The organism is Streptomyces sp. NPDC046379, assembly GCF_055587785.1.
The window spans coordinates 403325-422054 of the sequence record NZ_JBVJFP010000004.1 but is presented as its reverse complement, the minus strand read 5'-3'; the positions used below and the strand labels follow the sequence as shown (position 1 = coordinate 422054).

18 protein-coding genes, 1 pseudogene and 1 riboswitch are annotated in these 18730 nt (G+C 72.7%); of the genes and pseudogenes, 8 read left to right on the top strand and 11 right to left on the bottom strand.

Annotation, left to right across the window (positions count from 1 at the left end; all coding sequences use genetic code 11):
• Positions 1–38 precede the first annotated feature (38 nt).
• On the bottom strand, positions 39–491 hold the full coding sequence (locus tag ACZ6KF_RS10900; protein WP_356630381.1) for a MarR family winged helix-turn-helix transcriptional regulator: 453 nt from the start codon (positions 489–491) through the stop codon (positions 39–41).
• 124 nt (positions 492–615) lie between these two features.
• Between ACZ6KF_RS10900 and ACZ6KF_RS10895 the strand changes: the two genes are divergently transcribed.
• Both ACZ6KF_RS10895 and mltG read left to right on the top strand, forming a co-directional pair.
• Positions 616–2418 (top strand): ABC transporter ATP-binding protein, encoded by a 1803-nt coding sequence (locus ACZ6KF_RS10895; RefSeq protein ID WP_469238138.1) that lies wholly within the window; start codon positions 616–618, stop codon positions 2416–2418.
• A gap of 43 nt (positions 2419–2461) precedes the next feature.
• The gene (gene mltG, locus ACZ6KF_RS10890) at positions 2462–3301 is read left to right on the top strand and encodes an endolytic transglycosylase MltG (RefSeq protein WP_469159449.1); all 840 of its coding nucleotides are present in this window, start codon (positions 2462–2464) and stop codon (positions 3299–3301) included.
• 12 nt (positions 3302–3313) lie between these two features.
• Here mltG and ACZ6KF_RS10885 read toward each other — a convergent pair whose 3' ends face one another.
• The 6 genes from ACZ6KF_RS10885 to ACZ6KF_RS10860 all read right to left on the bottom strand — a co-directional run bounded on the left by ACZ6KF_RS10885 (position 3314) and on the right by ACZ6KF_RS10860 (position 8636).
• On the bottom strand, positions 3314–4390 hold the full coding sequence (locus ACZ6KF_RS10885) for an NAD(P)-binding domain-containing protein (RefSeq protein WP_356630375.1): 1077 nt from the start codon (positions 4388–4390) through the stop codon (positions 3314–3316).
• A gap of 42 nt (positions 4391–4432) precedes the next feature.
• Positions 4433–5590, bottom strand: a complete 1158-nt coding sequence (locus ACZ6KF_RS10880) for an LLM class flavin-dependent oxidoreductase (protein WP_356630373.1) — start codon at positions 5588–5590, stop codon at positions 4433–4435.
• Between the two features lies 1 nt (position 5591).
• Entirely contained in the window at positions 5592–6623 is a 1032-nt protein-coding gene (locus ACZ6KF_RS10875) for an ABC transporter substrate-binding protein (protein ID WP_469238136.1), read from the bottom strand.
• 128 nt (positions 6624–6751) lie between these two features.
• Complete coding sequence (locus tag ACZ6KF_RS10870; RefSeq protein ID WP_356630369.1) at positions 6752–7489, bottom strand: ABC transporter ATP-binding protein; 738 nt, start codon at positions 7487–7489, stop codon at positions 6752–6754.
• On the bottom strand, positions 7462–8316 hold the full coding sequence (locus ACZ6KF_RS10865) for an ABC transporter permease (protein WP_469238134.1): 855 nt from the start codon (positions 8314–8316) through the stop codon (positions 7462–7464). Before ACZ6KF_RS10865 ends, ACZ6KF_RS10870 begins: the two co-directional genes overlap by 28 nt.
• Before the next feature lie 236 nt (positions 8317–8552).
• Positions 8553–8636, bottom strand: coding sequence for a putative leader peptide (locus ACZ6KF_RS10860; protein WP_349817350.1), 84 nt, complete (start codon positions 8634–8636; stop codon positions 8553–8555).
• A gap of 122 nt (positions 8637–8758) precedes the next feature.
• Here ACZ6KF_RS10860 and ACZ6KF_RS10855 point away from each other — a divergent pair, with 122 nt between their 5' ends.
• Complete coding sequence (locus tag ACZ6KF_RS10855) at positions 8759–9181, top strand: secondary thiamine-phosphate synthase enzyme YjbQ (RefSeq protein ID WP_356630365.1); 423 nt, start codon at positions 8759–8761, stop codon at positions 9179–9181.
• A gap of 225 nt (positions 9182–9406) precedes the next feature.
• On the top strand, positions 9407–10960 hold the full coding sequence (locus ACZ6KF_RS10850) for an MFS transporter (protein ID WP_469238132.1): 1554 nt from the start codon (positions 9407–9409) through the stop codon (positions 10958–10960).
• A 37-nt stretch (positions 10961–10997) separates the two neighbouring features.
• Here the strand turns inward: ACZ6KF_RS10850 and ACZ6KF_RS10845 are convergent, their stop codons facing one another.
• The gene (locus ACZ6KF_RS10845; RefSeq protein ID WP_469159443.1) at positions 10998–11312 is read right to left on the bottom strand and encodes a DMT family transporter; all 315 of its coding nucleotides are present in this window, start codon (positions 11310–11312) and stop codon (positions 10998–11000) included.
• Between the two features lie 11 nt (positions 11313–11323).
• A riboswitch (guanidine-III (ykkC-III) riboswitch) is annotated at positions 11324–11389 on the bottom strand.
• 176 nt (positions 11390–11565) lie between these two features.
• Here ACZ6KF_RS10845 and ACZ6KF_RS10840 point away from each other — a divergent pair.
• Both ACZ6KF_RS10840 and ACZ6KF_RS10835 read left to right on the top strand, forming a co-directional pair.
• Positions 11566–12825 (top strand): acyl-CoA dehydrogenase family protein, encoded by a 1260-nt coding sequence (locus ACZ6KF_RS10840; RefSeq protein WP_469159466.1) that lies wholly within the window; start codon positions 11566–11568, stop codon positions 12823–12825.
• Between the two features lie 319 nt (positions 12826–13144).
• Positions 13145–13984 carry a glutathione S-transferase C-terminal domain-containing protein gene (locus tag ACZ6KF_RS10835; protein ID WP_469238130.1) on the top strand — a complete coding sequence of 280 codons (840 nt, stop codon included), beginning with the start codon at positions 13145–13147 and terminating at the stop codon, positions 13982–13984.
• 98 nt (positions 13985–14082) lie between these two features.
• Here the strand turns inward: ACZ6KF_RS10835 and ACZ6KF_RS10830 are convergent, their stop codons facing one another.
• Positions 14083–14472: a DUF5997 family protein gene (locus tag ACZ6KF_RS10830; protein ID WP_356630355.1), complete on the bottom strand. Its 390-nt coding sequence runs from the start codon at positions 14470–14472 to the stop codon at positions 14083–14085.
• Between the two features lie 58 nt (positions 14473–14530).
• Here ACZ6KF_RS10830 and ACZ6KF_RS10825 point away from each other — a divergent pair, with 58 nt between their 5' ends.
• Entirely contained in the window at positions 14531–15310 is a 780-nt protein-coding gene (locus ACZ6KF_RS10825) for a LysR substrate-binding domain-containing protein (protein ID WP_469177985.1), read from the top strand.
• A 426-nt stretch (positions 15311–15736) separates the two neighbouring features.
• Here the strand turns inward: ACZ6KF_RS10825 and ACZ6KF_RS10820 are convergent.
• Together ACZ6KF_RS10820 and ACZ6KF_RS10815 are read right to left on the bottom strand one after the other, a co-directional pair.
• Positions 15737–16254, bottom strand: a pseudogene (locus ACZ6KF_RS10820) (beta-L-arabinofuranosidase domain-containing protein); the annotation flags it as partial.
• 132 nt (positions 16255–16386) lie between these two features.
• Complete coding sequence (locus tag ACZ6KF_RS10815) at positions 16387–16863, bottom strand: Lrp/AsnC family transcriptional regulator (RefSeq protein WP_356630351.1); 477 nt, start codon at positions 16861–16863, stop codon at positions 16387–16389.
• A gap of 292 nt (positions 16864–17155) precedes the next feature.
• On the opposite strand from ACZ6KF_RS10815, the gene ACZ6KF_RS10810 reads away from it, so the two are divergent.
• Positions 17156–18688, top strand: coding sequence for an FUSC family protein (locus ACZ6KF_RS10810; RefSeq protein ID WP_469238127.1), 1533 nt, complete (start codon positions 17156–17158; stop codon positions 18686–18688).
• Positions 18689–18730: the final 42 nt, after the last annotated feature.

Here is an 18730-nt window from a genome sequence, read left to right as displayed (position 1 = left end):
CCACGCCTTGGTACTCCCGCGCGCGGCGGACGAGGTCCTCAGTACGGGCCCTCCAGCGGCGCCCCGTCGATCAGTGTGTCCAGCAGCCCGCCCAGGACACGGCGTTGTTCCTGCGTCAGGGGCGCCAGGATCTCGTCAGCGGCCGAGCGGCGGGCGCCGCGCAGCTCGCGCAAAGCCTTGCGGCCGTCCTCGGTGAGTTCGATGCGGATCACCCGCCGGTTGACGCGGTCGGGCGCGCGCCGGACCATGCCGCTCGCCTCCAGACCGTCGACCAGCGTCGTCACGGCACGCGGCACCACCTCGAGGCGCTCGGCCAGGTCGGCCATGCGCGGCGGCGAACCGTAGTGGGCGAGCGTGCGCAGCAGCCGCGACTGGGCCGGCGTGATGCCGAGCGCGCGCTGCTCCAGATGACGCTTCTGGATGCGGTGCACCCGGCGGGTGAGCCGCAGCAGTTGCTCGGCCAGCAAACCGTCCGGATCGGGGGTGGTCATGCGGGAACAATATCAGGATGCCATTCATTGTGAGTATAGGTAACAATGAGCTGCGATCCGCTCGATCCCCTGCGGTCGGCCCTCCCCTCGTGCGGAGCCGCGTCCACCCCTCCATGAGGAGCCCATGCACCCCGACCACGAACCGACCTGGAAGCCGCCCGCCGACGACGGGGAGGGACCCCGGCAGACGCGGCGCATCCTCGCGCTGTTCCGTCCCTACCGCGGCCGTCTCCTGGTCGTCGCCCTGCTCGTCGGCGCCGCCTCGCTGGTCACGGTCGCCTCGCCGTTCCTGCTGAAGGCGATCCTCGACGTCGCCCTCCCCGAGGGCCGCACCGGCCTGCTCACCCTGCTCGCCCTCGGCATGATCCTCAGCGCCGTGCTGACCAGCGTCTTCGGCGTGCTGCAGACACTGATCTCCACGACCGTCGGCCAGCGGGTCATGCACGACCTGCGCACCGCCGTCTACGGCCGCCTCCAGCGCATGTCCCTGGCCTTCTTCACGCGCACGCGCACCGGCGAGGTCCAGTCCCGCATCGCCAACGACATCGGCGGGATGCAGGCCACCGTCACCTCCACCGCGACGTCGCTCGTCTCCAACTTCACCAGCGTCGTCGCCACGATCATCGCCATGCTCGTCCTCGACTGGCGGCTGACGGTCGTCTCGCTGCTCCTGCTGCCGGTCTTCGTGTGGATCAGCAGACGGGTCGGCGACGAGCGGCGGCGGATCACCACCCGGCGCCAGAAGCAGATGGCCGCGATGGCCGCCACCGTCACCGAGTCGCTCTCCGTCAGCGGCATCCTGCTCGGCCGCACCATGGGCCGTGCCGACTCGCTGACGAAGTCCTTCGCCGACGAGTCGGAGGCCCTGGTCGACCTCGAGGTGCGGGCGAACATGGCCGGCCGGTGGCGGATGGCGGTCGTCACGATCGTGATGGCCGCGATGCCCGCCGTCATCTACTGGACCGCCGGGCTCGCTCTCCATATGGGCGGACCGGAGGTCTCCCTCGGCACGATCGTCGCGTTCGTCTCGCTCCAGCAGGGCCTGTTCCGCCCGGCTGTGAGCCTGCTCGGCACCGGCGTGCAGATCCAGGCCTCCCTCGCGCTCTTCCAGCGCATCTTCGAGTACCTCGACCTGCCCGTCGACATCACCGAACCCGAGCGCCCCGTCCGTCTGGAGAGGATCAAGGGGGAGGTCGCCTTCGAGAACGTCCGGTTCCACTACGACGACAGGAGCGGTCCGGTCCTCGACGGCATCGACCTCACCGTCCCCGCCGGCGGCAGCCTCGCGATCGTCGGCCCGACCGGCGCCGGGAAGTCCACGCTGGGCTACCTGGTGCCACGGCTGTACGACGTGACGGGCGGCCGGGTCACCCTCGACGGCGTCGACGTCCGCGACCTCGACTTCGACACACTCGCCCGCGCGGTCGGCGTCGTCTCCCAGGAGACGTACCTCTTCCACGCCTCGATCGCCGACAACCTGCGCTTCGCCAAGCCCGATGCCACGGACGAGGAACTGCACGCCGCCGCGCGGGCCGCCCAGATCCACGACCACATCGCCTCGCTGCCCGACGGCTACGACACCGTCGTCGGCGAGCGCGGCCACCGCTTCTCCGGCGGGGAGAAACAGCGCCTGGCCATCGCCCGCACCATCCTGCGCGACCCGCCCGTGCTGATCCTCGACGAGGCGACCAGCGCCCTGGACACCCGCACCGAGCAGGCCGTCCAGGAGGCGATCGACCGGCTGTCGGCGAACCGGACGACGCTCACGATCGCGCACCGTCTGTCCACCGTCCGGGGCGCCGACCAGATCGTCGTCCTCGACGGCGGACGCGCGGTGGAACGGGGCACGCACCAGGAACTGCTGGGGCGCGACGGCCGGTACGCCGCCCTGGTCCGCAGGGACGCCCGACTGGAGCCGACCGGCTGAAGATATGCCGGGTTTGCCCGCACCTGCGGGTTACCGTGCCCGCATGCAGACCAACACTCCGCCACGGAACACGATTCGACTGACGCGCCGGGGCCGGGTCGCCCTCATCGCGACCGGAGCCGTCGTGGCCGGCACCGCCGTGGCGGTGCCGCTGCTGACTCTCCAGGGCGAGGAGGACCCGAAGCCCGCCCTGGTGATCCCGGAGGGCTGGCGCGCCACTCAGGTCTACGCGGCCGTCGACAAGGCCCTCGCCCTGCCGCCCGGCACCACGAAGAAGGCGGTGCCCACGGCGGGTCTGACATTGCCGAACGACGCCGAGGGCAACCCGGAGGGCTATCTCTACCCGGCGACATATCCGCTCGACGACAAGTCGACCCCCCGGTCGCTGCTGAAGGTCATGGTCGACACCGCCACCAGAAAGTTCAACGCCGCCCCGGTCGCCGCCGGGGCGCAGCGCAACGCAATGAACGTCTACCAGGCGGTCACCATCGCCAGCATTGTCCAGGCGGAAGCGGCCACCAAGGCCGACATGGGAAAGGTGGCCCGGGTCGTCTTCAACCGGCTGGAGCGCGGGATGCCGCTCCAGATGGACTCCACCATCCATTACGCGCTCAACCGCAGGACGCCGAACACCACGCTCAGCGACACCCGCATCGACAGCCCCTACAACTCGTACCAGCGCATGGGCCTGCCGCCCACGCCCATCGCCAACCCGGGCGCGGACGCGATGCGCGCCGCCATCAGCCCGACGCCGGGCGACTGGCTGTACTTCGTCACGGTCAAACCGGGCGACACCCGCTTCACGGCCGACTACGCCGAGCACCAGCGCAACGTGGCCGCGTTCAACGCACAGCGCCGGCCCGGACAGAGCCCGGCGCGCTGAGCCGGCGCCCGGTCAGGCGGCGAGCGCCTCCCGGGCCAGGAGCCGTCGTATGTCCCGTACGGCCGCCCGCCCGGCCCGGTTGGCGCCGATGGTGCTGGCGGAGGGGCCGTACCCGACGAGATGGATCCGCGGGTCGGCCACCGCACGCGTTCCGTCGACCCGGATGCCGCCGCCCGGCTCGCGCAGACCCAGCGGTGCGAGATGCCCGATGGCTGCCCGGAACCCCGTCGCCCACAGAATGGCGTCGGCGGCCACGCGCTGCCCGTCCCGCCACTCCACGCCGTCCGTCGTGATCCGGTCGAACATCGGCCGGCGGTCGAGCACACCGCTCGCGAGACCCTGCCGGAGGGCGTCGTTCAGCGGCAGCCCGGTGACGGAGACGACGCTGCGCGGCGGCAGCCCCTGCCGCACCCGTTCCTCCACGAGCGCGACCGCGGCCCGGCCCGCCTCCTCGTCGAACGGCCCCTCGCGGAAGACGGGCGGCCGGCGCGTCACCCAGGTCGTGGCCGCGGCCACCGGCGCGATCTCCAGCAGATGCTGCGTCCCGGACGCGCCGCCGCCCACCACGACGACCCGCTGCCCGGCGAACGCCTGCGGACCGGGATACTGCGCGGTGTGCAGCTGCCACCCGCGGAAGGTCTCCTGGCCCGGGTAGCGCGGCCAGAACGGCCGGTCCCAGGTCCCCGTCGCGTTGATCAGCGCCCGCGCCGACCAGACGCCCGCCGAGGTTTCCACGAGCAGCCGCCCGCCCGGTCCCTCCCGCACGGCACGCACGTCCACGGGACGCCGTACACGCAGGCCGAAGGTCTCCTCGTACGCCGCGAAGTAGGCGCCGACGACCTCGGACGACGGCCGTGCCGGATCGGCGTCCGTCAGTTCCATGCCGGGCAGCGCGTGCATGCCGTGCACCTTGCCGTACGTCAGCGAGGGCCAGCGGAACTGCCAGGCGCCGCCCGGCGCGGGAGAGCGGTCCAGGACGACGAAGTCGCGGTCCGGCTCGAGACCGGACCGCCGCAGGTGATAGGCGCCGGCCAGTCCGGCCTGACCGGCGCCGATGACGACCACCTCGACCTCGCGCACACTGTCCACGCTTCCCCCAACCCCCGTGGGGCCGTGGATCTTCCCGCGAGGTCAGCGCCCGCTCGCCACCAGCAGCGGCGCACCGGCCGGACCGCCCGGCGCATGCGTCAGCAGCCCCCGGGCGGCCAGCTCGGGAATCACCCCCTCGCCGAACCAGTACGCCTCCTCCAGGTGCGGATAGCCGGACAGCACGAAGTGCTCGACGCCCAGGGCGTGATACTCCTCGATCCGTTCCGCCACCTCGCCATGGCTGCCGACCAGCGCGGTCCCCGCACCGCCGCGGACCAGCCCCACACCCGCCCACAGGTTGGGGTGGATCTCCAGGTCCTTGCGCGAGCCGCCGTGCAGCGCGAGCATCCGTCGCTGCCCCACGGACTCGCTGCGCCCCAGCGCGGCCTGTGCGGCGGCGATCGTGTCCGGGTCGAGATCGTCGAGCAGCCGGTCCGCGGCCGCCCACGCCTCGGCCGACGAGTCGCGCGAGATGGTGTGCAGCCGGACGCCGAAGCGCACCTCGCGGCCCTCCCGCTCGGCGAGCGAGCGGATCCAGTCGATCTTCTCCTTGACCTGCGCGGGAGGCTCGCCCCAGGTCAGATACACGTCCGCGTGCCGTGCCGCGACCGGACCGGCCGCCGCCGACGAACCACCGAAGAACAACGGCGGCACCGGCTCCGGGGGCAGCGCGGTCAGCCCGCCGTCGATCCGGTAGTGGCTGCCGTGGAAGTCGTACGGCAGCCCCTGCCAGACCCCGCGGACGACCGAGAGGAACTCGTCGGTGCGGGCGTAGCGCTGGTCGTGGCCGAGACGGTCGCCGAAGCGGCGCTGCTCGTCGGAGTCGCCGCCGGTGACCACGTTCAGCAGCAGCCGTCCGCGGGTGAGGCGCTGGTACGTCGCCGCCATCTGCGCGGCCAGCGTCGGCGAGAGCAGCCCCGGCCGGAACGCCACCAGGAACTTCAGCCGCTCGGTGTGCTGGGCGAGCGCCACCGTGGTCAGCCAGGCGTCCTCGCACCAGGTGCCGGTCGGCGTGAGCACCGCCTCGAACCCCAGTTGCTCGGCGGCCTTGGCGATCTGGGCGAGGTACTCGATGTCCGGGGCGCGCACGCCGCCGACCGCGCGGGGCGCGCCGAGGTCGTTCGGGGCGTAGGCGTGCCGGTCCACCAGGGTGCGGCCGTCGCCGCCCGTGGGCAGGAACCAGTGGAGACGGACGGTCATGTCAAGACTCCTTGTAGACGCGGGGAGCGGTGGTGGACGGCGGAAGGCCGCCGTTGTAGCGGGTGTCGACGAAATCGGCGAAGTCGACCTTCTCGGGGATCAGCTTCAGTTCGGCGAAGGTGTCGACGATCTCCTGCTCGGACGCGATGGCCGCATCGTCGACGGCGACCGGGACCCGCGTGCCGTTGGTGCGCTTCACCGAGGCCAGCGCCACCTCGTAGGGCAGACCGGTGTCCTTGGCCCACACCTCGGCCCATTCCTCGGGATGGTCGTACACCCAGTCCTGAGCCCGCCGCAGCCGGTCCAGGTAGTCCTCGATGGCCGCGGACTTCTCCTCGTCCGCGAGGGCGTGCGGCGCGGCGACCTGGAAGGTGAGGCCGTTGGTCACGCCGTCGCCGGTGGTGAGGACGCGGCCCTGCTTCGCCCCCAGCACCTGGGAGGTGTACGGGTCCCACACCGCCCATGCGTCGACCTTGCCGCTGGTGAACGCGGCGAGCGCGTCGGCCGGCTGGAGGTACTTCACCTTGACGTCGCTCGGCGAGAGGCCGGCCTTCCGCAGTGAGGCGACGAGTTGGTAGTGCGCCGACGAGCCCTGCGCCACGGCGACCGACCTGCCCTTGAGTTGCTGCGTGCCGGACAGCTCGGAGCCGTGCGGCACGAGGATGGTGTCGCCCTTCGACGTGCCGTGCCACGCGGCCACGACCGTGATCCTGGAGCCGGCGCCCGCCGCGAACACAGGTGGCGTGTTGCCGACGCCACCGATGTCGACGGCCTTGGCGTTGACGGCCTCCAGCAAGGGCGGTCCGGAGGTGAAGGTGGACCACTTGATCTTGTAGTCGAGGTCGTCGAGTTCCCCGGCGGCGCGCAGGACCGCTTCGGAACCCCCTTTCTGGTCACCGACGTTGAGCGTGAGGGAGCCCTTGCCGTCGACGCCGCCGCCGGACGAGGAGTCGGCTGCCGAGGTCCCGCCGCATGCGGTGAGGGCCAGGGCGACGGGGAGGAGCAGGGCTGCGGGGAGATGGCGTCGTCGCATCGTGGTTCCGTTCGTCGGGGTCGGGGTCGGGGTCGGGTGCGGAAGGGCCGGGCCGGGCAGGTGAGGTGTGGTCGGCGGGCCCGGGTGCGCAGAAGCAGGTCGGGGAGGTCGGTTCGGGGCGTGGGGATTCAGGCGGCCTGGGTGCCGGTGCCGACGCCGAGGCGTTCCAGGAGTCCGGCGCGCAGTGCGGCGAACCGCGGGTCGGCGAGGTCGCGCGGCCGGTCGAGGCCGATGTGCTGTTCGTGGGCGATGACCCCGTGGTCCATGACCAGGACCCGGTCGGCGAGCAGAACGGCCTCCTCGACGTCGTGCGTGACCAGCAGCACGGCGCAGCCGCGCCGCTGCCACAACTCGCCGACCAGGCGCTGGGCGTTGATGCGGGTGAGCGCGTCCAGCGCCCCGAAAGGCTCGTCCAGGAGCAGCAGATCGGGCTCGCGCACCAGGGCGCGGGCCAGTGAGGCGCGCTGGGCCTCGCCGCCGGACAGCGTCTTGGGCCAGGCGTCGGCGCGGTGACCGAGGCCGACCTCGTCCAGCGCCCGCGCGGCGACGGCCCGTTCGGTCCTGCCCGGCAGTCCCAGCAGGACGTTGCGCCAGACCTTCTTCCACGGCATCAGCCGCGGCGCCTGGAAGGCGACGGCCTTGCGGCGCGGCACCAGCACCGTGCCCTCGATCTCGCGGTCGAGGCCGGCGAGGATGCGCAGCAGCGTGGACTTGCCGCAGCCACTGCGGCCGAGCAGGGCCACGAACTCGCCTGGTCGGATGTCGAGTTCGAGGTTCTCGATCACCGCCCGGCCGCCGAAGGAGCGGGTCAGCCCGGCCACGTGCACGGCCTGCGGGGTCACCGGCCGGTGAATGTCGGTCGCCATTGCAGCAGCAGCCTTTCGAGCGAGCGGACGATGAAGTCGGCGAGCAGGCCGAGGAAGGCGTAGACGATGAGGCAGACCACGATCACGTCGGTCCGCAGGAAGTCCCGTGCCTGCACCATGAGGAACCCGATGCCGGCGTCGGCGTTGATCTGCTCCGCGAACACCAGCGCGAGCCAGGCGATGCCGAGCGAGTAGCGCAGGCCGGTCAGCGCACCGGGCAGTGCGCCGGGCAGGACGACGTGCCGCACGAGTCCCCACCGCGACAGGCCGAGCGACTCCCCGGCCTCGATCAACTGGGCGTCCACACCGCGAATACCGGCGTAGACGTTGAGGTAGAGCGGGAAGGTCACGCCGAGGGTGATGACGGCGATCTTCGGGGCCTCGCCGATGCCGAACCAGATGATGAACAGCGGGATCAGCCCCACGAACGGCACCGTGCGCAGCATCTGCACGGAGGCGTCCACCAGGTCCTCGCCGATTCTGAACAGGCCCGAGACCAGGGCGAGACCGGTGCCGACGACCGTGCCGAGCAGCAGGCCGGCGGCGACCCGCTGGAGCGAGGTGCCCATGGCCGCGGGCAGCGACCCGTCGGCCAGCAGATCACCGGCGACCTGGGCGATCCGCCCGGGTGAGGCGAGGACCTCGGCGGCCAGGACGCCCGTCGAGCTGAGGAGTTGCCACAGCCCGAGCAGCAGGACGGGCCCGGTGGTGCGGCGCAGCCAGCGCGGGACACGGGCGGTCCGGTGGCCGGCCCGCACTGTCGACGTGCGCGATATATCGGAAATATCCAGCTGAACGGGGCTGGGTGGGGCATGGCTGATGGTCATGAGGGCTCCACGAGGACAAGAGCGACGCGTGGTGGGCGCGTGTCCCGGCACTGCCACGCCGGAGGTTCAGGAGCCGTCAGCGCCCGTACGACCGTCGAAGCGGGCCGTACGACCGCCGAGGCGGGTCCATGGCCCACGACCCGCGGACAGATCTCGAGCGGGCCAAGGCGGAACCGAAGGCGGGAAACACGCCGGAAGACGCGGGGAAGAGCCGAAGCGAAGAGGGGGAGAGGGCGTCAGCAGCCGCGGCGACAGGCGGCGGAGGCCACCCGCAGCAGGTCGATGTGACCGCGCGTGGTGAGCAGGGCTGAACGCAACATGCGGCAGAAAGTAGCCAGACGGCGGAGTCACGGTCAATGGGTGTCTCGCACAGTGGACCGGTGTGTCATCCACTGGTCGGCCGCTGCCGGGCACGGCCGGTCCCATGCGTCAGGATGGTGGCATGGCAGATGCGTTCACCACCCGCGTCCTGAACATCGCCACCGGCTCCGCGGAGCGCGTCGTCGACATCACCGGCGACTGCGAGTCCTTCCTGCGCGAGGCCGCGGCGGGCCGGGACGGACTGCTCAACGTCTTCGTCCCGCACGCCACCGCCGGGGTGGCGATCATCGAGACCGGTTCCGGCAGTGACGACGACCTGCTCGCCGCCCTGCACACCCTGCTCCCCGCCGACGACCGCTGGCAGCACCGCCACGGCAGCCCCGGTCACGGCCGCGACCACGTCCTGCCCGCGTTCGTGCCCCCGCACGCGACCCTGCCCGTGATCGACGGGCGGCTGGAACTGGGCACCTGGCAGTCGGTGTGCCTGGTGGACACCAACAAGGACAACACCCACCGCAAGGTCCGGCTGTCGTTCCTCGGCTGACCCGGCGCGTGACCGCGCGGCGCACGGGGACCGCGGGACCGCGCGGTGCGGGGCCGAGGAGCGCGGGGCCGTGGGGCCCCTCGGCCCCGCGCCTTCGAGTGGTGGCCGCCGGGGCGCGGGCGTACGGTCGAACGGTGAACCGTCAGTGGACGGAACCGTTCACCGCCCTCAGCAAGGGCGTTCACTGACTCTCGTGAGGGCCTGCCCCCGAGAGGGCGACATGTCATGACCAGGAGCCCGCGGCCGACGTCCGCCCCGCAGACCACCGCCCGTTCCCGCGGCGGGGGCGGGAACGGGATGGCTCTGCTGGTGATCGCCTCGTGCCAGCTGATGGTGGTGCTGGACATCACCATCGTGAACATCGCCCTGCCGGACATCCAGCGTTCCCTGGAGTTCTCCACCACCAGCCTGTCGTGGGTCGTCAACGCCTACACCCTGACCTTCGGCGGTCTGCTGCTGCTCGGCGGCCGGGTCGGGGACATCCTCGGCAGACGGCGGGTGTTCGTCTTCGGTGTGCTGCTCTTCGTGCTGGCCTCGCTGCTCGGCGGGCTCGCCCAGAACGCCGGTCAGTTGCTGGCCGCACGGGCCCTCCAGGGCGTCGGTGGCGCCATCGCTTCCCCGACGGCGCTGTCCCTGATCAGCACGACCTTCCGTGAAGGCCCGGAGCGCAACCGGGCGTTCGGCGTCTTCGCGGCGGTCTCGGCGGGCGGCGGCGCGATCGGGCTGCTCGCCGGCGGGGTGCTCGTCGAGTGGCTCAACTGGCGGTGGGTCCTGTTCGTCAACGTGCCCATCGGGCTGCTCATCGCGTTGGCCACGCCCCGCTGGATCAAGGAGTCGGAACGTCATCCCGGCCGCTTCGACGTCGCCGGGGCGCTGACCTCCACGGTGGGCATGGTGCTGCTGGTGTACGGCTTCATCCGGGCCGCCCAGGACGGCTGGCGGGACGCGCTGACGCTGGCGTCGTTCGCCGCGGCCGTGGTGATCCTCGCGGTCTTCCTCCTGGTGGAACGGCGGTCCCGGCAGCCGATCACGCCGCTGCACATGTTCGCCGACCGCAACCGTGCGGGCACGTACGGGATCATGCTGTGCCTCGCCGCCGCCATGTTCGGGATGTTCTTCTTCCTCACCCTGTTCGTGCAGAACGTGCTGGACTTCAGCCCGATGCAGGCGGGACTGGCCTTCCTGCCGGTCAGCGCGGTCATCACGGTCGGCGCAGGGCTGGCCTCGCAGTTCCTGCCCCGCTACGGCCCCAAGCCGTTCATGGTGATCGGCGCGATCCTGGCGGCGGCCGGACTGGCCTGGCTGACCCTCACGGACGTCCACTCCACCTACGCGGGCAGCGTTCTCGGGCCGATGCTGGTGTTCAGCCTGGGCATGGGCATGGAGTTCGTGTCGCTGACGCTGATGGCGCTGTCCAACGTGTCGGCGCGGGAGACCGGCGCGGCCTCCGGGCTGCTCAACGCGACGCAGCAGGTGGGCGGTTCGCTGGGGCTGTCCATCCTGGTGACCGTGTTCGGCACCGCGAGCAACGACGAGGCCGGGCGCCGGATTCCGGCGTTCCTCGCCCAGGCGACCCCGGCCGAGCGGGCGCGGTTCGAGAGCACCGGTGAGCTTCCGCCGCCCTGGAGCCACGAGGTCCTCACCGCCGGGGTCTCGGCGGCCTTCATCATGGCGGCGATCTTCGCTGTCCTGGCGGCGCTGATCGCCGTCGTGGCCATCCAGGTGCGCGCCGCCGACGTGGAACGCCTCAAGGGCACGCCGGAGTCCGGCCAGGTGTGACGCAGGTGTGACGCAGGTGTGACGGGGACGCCGGGCGTCAGTGGGCGAGTTTGAGCCCGATCACGCTGCCGACGATCAGCGTCAGGAACACGATTTTGAGCGTGCTCACCGACTCCTGGCCGGTGAGCATCGCATACAGGATCGTGAGCACCGCACCGATGCCGACCCACACCGCGTAGGCCGTGCCGACCGGCAGATCGCGTGTCGCGTACGCCAGTCCGGCCATGCTCGCGCCGAGGCCGACGACGAAGACCAGGGACGGGACGAGGCGGCTCAGCCCTTCGGACCTGCCCAGCGCGGTCGCCCACACGGCTTCCAGAACGCCCGAGAGAACGAGGATGATCCACGACATGACTGCCCTCCAACGGGCCGTCTTGTCGCACGCCGGGTACGGCACCCCTCGTCCGGGAGCCACTGATCGGGCTCCGTTCCACGTTCTCACACGCCCTGTGAGGGGGCAATTCCCGCGGGTTCGGGCCGTGCGGGCCGACGCGGATCGGCCACATGGCGGACGGGGGGTGGCGCGGCGGCCGGTTTTTCCCTAGTTTCCCTATCGAATTACTAGGAAAGCGTTGACGCTCCCAGACCGGGCGAGTGAGGATGACATCGTGACCATCGCACCAGCGGCTCCGGCCCCGGCCTCACAGACGGACGCCGGCCACGCGCACTGGCTGCACGTCGCCCGGGAACTGGCCGACGATCTCGCCACGGACGCCGTGGAGCGCGAGCGGGCCGGCAAACCGCCCCTGGACGAGGTGGAACGGCTGCGCGAGGCGGGCCTGCTGACCCTGCTCGCGGCCACCGCTCATGGTGGGGGCGGCGCGGACTGGCGCACCGCCTACGCGGTCGTCCGCACGATCTCCGCCGCCGACGCCGCGATCGGTGAACTGCTCGGCGTGCACTACTTCCTGTCCTCGGGCGCCCGGTTCTTCGCGGGGCCCGCCCGCGCCGAGCGCGTCGAGCGGGAGTCGGCGGCCGGGCGTTGGTGCTGGAGCGGAGGCATCGCCTCCGACCAGCCGTCGCTCATGCTCAACCCCGGCGCGAACGGGCATCTGCTGGACGGCAGGCTGAGCTGTGCCGTCGGCGCGGGCGTCGCCGACCGGCTGCTGGTCCGCGCCTCCCGCACCGACACCGGCGAGCCGCTGGCCGTGGTGGTCGACCCCTCTCACCCGGGCGTCGTCCGGGGGACCGGCGGCGAGACCTTCGGGCAGCGGCCGGCGGCCGGCGGCAGCGTGGCGTTCGACTCCGTGCCCGTGACGGCCGACGACGTGTTCGGCTCCCTCTCCGCGGACGACGGAGTGCTGTCGCCCTTCGCCGGGCTGGCCGCGCCGACCGCCCGGCTGGTCTCGGCCCAGGTCTGTCTGGGCGCAGCGGAAGGACTGCTCGCCGAGGCGCGCGAGCTCAGCCGGCCCGCGACCGCGTCAGGGCAGCCGTCCGACCCACTGCACTGGCCGGTGCTGTCCGGCGCCCCGCACTGGCCGGTGAGCCCGGCACAGGATCCGTACGTGCTCGGCGCCTACGGCGAACTCGCCGTCACCGCCCGCTCCGCCGCCGCCCTCGCCGACCAGGCCGTCGACGCGCTGATGCGCGGACTGGCGCGGGGCGAGGAACTCGACGACGACGAAGGCGCGGAGATCACCGTCCTGGCCGGCGCCGCCGAGGCCGCCGCCTCCCGTGCCGCGCAGGAGATCACCACCCGGGCCCTCGACGTCATCGGAGCACGCGCCGCATCCACCCGCTACGGCCTCGACCGTTTCTGGCGCAACGCGCGTACGCACACCCTGCGCACCCCCGTCTCCTCCCGGCTCCGCGAGGCCGGCGACTACCACCTCAACGGCACCCACCCGCCCTTCACACTGCCCTGAGCCGTCGACTCCCGTGCGAGCCGGCCTCGTCGTGAACCTCGGCGTCCTCTGGAACAGGGAGGGAAAACGAATGGTCCACCCGCCGCCCCCGCCGATCTCCCGCCGCCAGGTCCACCCGGCGCCCGCCGGCAGCGCGGACCCCCGGGCCTGACACGGCTCGCGCCCGACAAAGCCCGTCGCGTCCGGGGCCCTCCACGAGTACGCCGCCCCGAGGCGTGCCCTCACGAGTACGCCCCACCAAGTCCCCCCACGAGTACGCCGCCGCGCCGGCGCCGTCGCGGTCCGCCCCGCCACGCCCGCGCCTTTCCGAGGGAGACGCATGCTCGCCACACACCCCGACCCCGTTCCGGCCTTCCGCGGCAGGATCGGCCAGGATCCCCGCAGCGGCTATCACGCCGTCCCACACCGCTACCGCCTGTATCTCACCCCGTCCTGTCCGGAGTGTCTGCGCATCGCCGTCACCCACGACCTGCTCGGCATCGGCGACACCCTCCCCGTCACCCTGCTGCCGGCCCTGCCCGACACGGCCGACGGCGGCCACGGGGCGCTGCGCCCCCTGTACGAGGCCGGATCGCACCGCCACCCGGGACCGGCCCTGGCCCCCGTGCTCGGCGACGACTGGACCGGACGCATCGTCAGCACGCACGCCCCCGACATCCTGCGGGACCTGGCCCGATGGTTCGGCGGACCGGGCGCGGCACTCCGCCCGTGCGAGGCGCAGGAGGAGACCGAGACGGTCGACCGGCTCTGCGAGCGGGGCGTCACCGCGTCCGCCCACCGTGCCGGACGAGCGGACGCCGACGCCGAGACCCGGGACGCCGCGCTCACCGATCTGCTCACCGCCCTCGACGGCTTGGAACGGCGGCTCGCCGGCCGTGCGTACGTCCTCGGCTGCGGTGGCGGACCCACCGCCGCGGACGTGCAGGTCTGGGTCACGCTGGTGTGGCTCGACACCGTGCACGGCCGGCATCTGGACGGCGCCGTGGCGCGGCGGATCGCCGCGCACACCCGTCTGTGGGACTACGCCCGCCGACTGACGGCGCACCCAGCGTTCGGCCGCCACCTCGACCTGGACGCCATCACTCGGCGCCACCGCGCCGAGTGCGGGAACACCGGCGTCTGCGCCGGGGCGCCGAGAATCACGCAACGGGCGGCGTGACGCGAGGCGCCAGCCGGCCTCGGACGACGAACGTGACGGCATGACGCGGACGGTCCGCCCTGGTCACGAGCCCGGAGGCACGACGTGAGCCGCCGGCCTCAGTCCTGCCGCGCCCGCTCCGCGTCCCGCTCCTTGAGGCGGGCCGCCTCCTTGCGGACCTCGGCCTGGGTCTCCTGCTCCTTGCGCAGCCACTCGGGCCGTTCCTGCTTCAGCGCCTCGATCTGCTCGGTCGTGAGCGGCTCCGTGACGCCGCCGCGGGCGAGGCCGGCGATGGACACGCCGAGCCTGGCCGCGACCACGGGGCGGGGGTGCGGGCCGGTGCGTCGCAGTTCCCGCAGCCACTCGGGCGGGTTGGCCTGGAGCTCGTTCAGCTCGGCGCGGGAGACCACGCCCTCCTGGAACTCGGCGGGGGTGGCGGGGAGGTACACGCCCAGCTTCTTCGCCGCGGTCGCGGGCTTCATCGTCTGGGCGCTCTGGTGCGACGTCATGCCGTCCAGACTATCCGCCGGTCACGGGGCCCCCGACCACAGCCGGTAACCTGGCGGGGTGACAGGCTCGGAAGCACCGCCCACGTTCCGGCTCGCGTACGTCCCTGGGACGACACCCGGCAAGTGGGTGCGGATCTGGAACGAGCGCCTGCCCGAGGTTCCCCTGACCCTCCTGTCGGTGACCGCCGCCGAGGCCCCCGACGTCCTGCGCGAGGGCCGCGCGGACGCGGGCGTCCTCCGGCTGCCGGTCGATCGCGAGGTCTTCAGCGCCATCCCCCTCTATACGGAGGCGACGGTCGTGGTCGTGCCCAAGGACCACCTGATCACCGTCGCGGACGAGGTGACGACGGCCGATCTCGCCGACGACGTCGTCTTCCACCCTCTCGACGACGTGCTGGAGTGGGAGCGGCTGCCGGGCCGCCCGGCCGTCGAGCGCCCGGCCACCACCGCCGACGCCGTCGAACTGGTCGCCGCGGGCGTCGGCGTCCTCGTCGTGCCCCAGTCGCTGGCCCGGCTCCACCATCGGCGCGACCTGACCTACCGCCCGGTCGTGGACGCACCCCAGTCGAGCGTGGCCCTGTCCTGGCCCGAGGACGCGACGACCGACCTGGTCGAGGAGTTCATCGGCATCGTGCGGGGCCGCACCGTCAACAGCACCCGCGGCCGGTCCCAGCCCCGGCCGGAGCAGCAGCGGCGCGACGAGAATCCCGCCCGGCGGAAGCCGACGCCGGCCAAGTCCGCCGGCGGGAAGAATCCGCGCGGCCGGTCGGGCGGCTCCCCGAAGGCCGGGGCACCCAGGACCGGAGCCAAGCGAGGCAAGCCGCGTCGCCGCTCCTGACCCGCCGCGGGGCTCGGCCGGCCCGGCCTCTCAGCGCACGTACACCGCCCGCCGCGCGGTGTTCACCACCGCCTTCCCGTCCGCCCGACCCAGCAGCCCTGCCGCTGTCCACGCCTCCACGGTCGACCGCACCCGCGTCACCAGCGCGCCCTTCCCGGTGAACGGCGCCCCCGCCCACACCTCGTCCAGCAGCGTCGTGCCGTCGGCCCGACCCGGATTGGCGACTCCCGAGTCCGCGCCGCCGAGGACCACGCGCGGTTCGACGCGCCGGAGCAGGCGTGCGTCGGCTCCTCGACACCCTCGAAGAACGGCGCGAACAGGATGCCGTGCAGCGTGAAGTGGAGCGGTTCGCCCGGTACCGGCGTGAGCGAGGGCAGCAGATCGCCGGAGAGGGCGGCGTTGCCGTACGGGGCGACGTCGAGGTGCTCGGTCGTGCTCGACGGCGGTCCCGAACCTCCCCGCGACGCTGAGCACGGCCGGTTCCGCGCGCAGCGCCTCGCGCACCTCCTCCAGCGCCGTGATCACGGTGCGGATGCGGTCCGCGTACACCTCGTCGCCGGTGCTCGCGTACGCCTGGGACAGCATGGTGAGGAAGTGGCCGGTGTAGTGCCCGCGCAGATTGCCGTTGGCCTCGCCGTCCAGTCCCTCCCAGCCGCCGGGTGCCACCGCACCCCGGGTGGACAGGCCCGCGTTGGCGCGGAAGACCTGCACCAGCCGGTCGACGGCGTAGCCGCGGGCGTGGTCGAGCATCAGCTGCCGTTTCGCGGCGAACAGGCCCTCGCCCAGTTTCACCTCGCCGAGGAGAAGGGGTGCAGAGCCCAGCACGCGGGCGGTGCGGGCACGGCGGCGGACGCCCGTGCCGCCGCTGTCCCGGCGAGTGGGGGCGCTGCGGCTGCGGCGATCGCCGACTGCAGGAGGGTCCGTCGGGAGAAGGGCTGTGCCATGGTGCGCCTCCACGGGGCCACTGACCGAGGTGATGGTTCGATATGTCGAACATTGTGCGAAAGGTCGACCGGACGGTAGAGACGGGGTGGGGGCGCGTCAACGGTACCGGCGGGTTCGGCCGCGGCCCGGGGTCACTTCCGGACCGACCGTCCGATCGACTCCACCAGCGGCAGCAGCCGGTGGGGCACGCGTTCCCGCAGCGCCACCTCGGTGCGGGTGCGCACCACGCCGGGGAGGCTGATCAGCTTCTGGATCACGTCCTCCAGGTGCGCGTTGTCCCGCGCGACGACCCGGGTGAGCAGATCGCCGCCGCCCGTGATCGAGAACGCCTCCACGATCTCCGGTACGACGGCCAGCGCGTCGCCCACGTCGTCCAGGTGGCCCTGGGTGACCTCGATGTGCACGAACGCCAGGACCGGATGGCCGAGCGCGGCGGGGGAGAGGGCAGGGGCGGTGCCGGTGATCACGCCCTCCCGCTCCAGGCGGTCGAGGCGGGCCTGGAGCGTGCCCCGGGCAACACCGAGGATCCGGGCGTACTCCCGCACGCTGGTGCGCGGCTGCTCCAGCAGTAGCCGCAGGATGCGGGTGTCGAGCTCGTCGACGGTCATGGCGGCCGTCCTCCTCGGTGTCGCCGGTCGGCTGTGATCACCGTCGACCGTACCAATGGCGCACTCGAACACGGCCGGGCTGGGCCGCCGGATCTGATCCGTTGGCTCGTCGATGGCCGAGTCCTTCCCCACTGTGCTGTGCCAATGGTTCAGTGGAGGAGGCGCCACTTGAGCCACTGGTGGCATGAGTGTTGTCATGGAGGCGTCGATGGCGCTGCGGATCCCGCGGCGCCTTTTTCGTGCCGGTTGTCGGACCGGCCGTCACACGTTCGCGACAAGGGGGCGGAAGACAGTGCTGAAGAGGATGTTCGTGGCTCCGGACCCGGGGCGGGCGCGGCTGCGTTTCGCCGCGCGGGCCGTCCTCGGCATCGGTCTGGCGGTCGTCGTCTGCGGCCTCGCCGGGCACTCCCTCGCCGCCGCCGTCACGGGCGGCCTCGCCGCGCTGCTCGCCCTGTTCACGGTCACGGACCCGAGCGTGCGGCAGCAGGCCGTCACCACCGCCCTGCTGCCCGTGGTCGGCCTGCCCGTCCTGGCCGCCGCGGCCGAGCTGCACGACCAGCCGGTGGCCCGCGACCTGACGTTCCTCGCCGTCGTCGGCGCAGGCGTCTACGCCCGCCGCTGGGGCCCTCGCGGCCACAGCCTCGGCGTGTTCGCGTTCATGACCTTCTTCATCGCGCAGTTCCTGCGGGCCACCCCGGGGCAGCTCCCCGAGCTGTCCGCCGCCGTGCTGCTGTCCGTGGCCGCCGCCGCGGTCGTCCGCTTCGGGCTGTGGTGCTACGAACGCCGTACGCCCCCGGCCCCGGCGATCGCCCCGCCGGACGGCTCCGGTCTCGACCGGATCACCACCCGGCAGGCGATCCAGGCGACCGCCGGCTCCGGTTTCGCTCTCGTCGTGGGCCAGCTCGTCTCCGGCGAGCGGTGGTACTGGGCCGTCGGCGCGACCTGGTGGATCTTCGTGAACACCACCTCGCGCGGCGAGACCCTGGTCCGCGGCTTCCGGCGGCTGCTCGGCACGGTGATCGGCATCGGCCTCGGTCTGCTCGTCGCCGTGCCGGTGGACGGCTCGCCCATCCCCTCGGCCGTCCTGGCCGCCGTATGCGTGTTCGGCATCTTCTACACGGCCGCCGTCTCCTACACCTGGATGATGCTCTGCGTCACCCTGCTCGCCGAGCTGCTCTACGGCCTCCTGGACGTGCTGCACCCCGCCCTGCTCGCCCTGCGGCTGGCCGAGACCGGCGTCGGCGCGCTGGGCGCGGCGCTGGCCGTGCTGTTCGTGCTCCCCGTCACCACCCACACCGTCACCGACGCCTGGATCCAGCGCGCCCTGCGCTGCGTCCACGCCTGCACCGCGGAGGCCGCCGCCCGCCTCGCGGGAACGCCGGACGCCGACCCCGCGCGGCGCGTGGCGGAACTGGAGCAGCTCCTCGGCCGGGTCCGGCTCGCCGTCGCCCCGCTGGTGCACCCGCTCAACCCGATGCTCGTCCGCAAGCGGCGGGCCCGGCGCGTGCTGGCCCTGCTGGACGACTGCGCCCGGGAGATCCGCGGACTGGTCGCCGTGGCCGCCGACCCGGAGGCCTCCCACGACGCTCGGCTGGCCGCCGCCTGCTGGCGGGTCGAGGCGGCCGTCGAGGCGCTCACCGACGGCGACGGCACGCCCGTCGTCCCCACCCCGCAGCCGCCCGCGGCGACCGAACCGGTCCTCGCCCATCTGCACGGCCTGGAACGCGCCCTCGCCGAACTCGCCACGCCCCTGCGCGGCCACTTCGGCCCGTCGCCGGTGGGCGCGTCGAGGCACGATTCCCCGCTTGGTCTAGACCGCGCATGATCGACTGCTACCGTCGCCTGCGACAGCCATGGACCGAGAGGG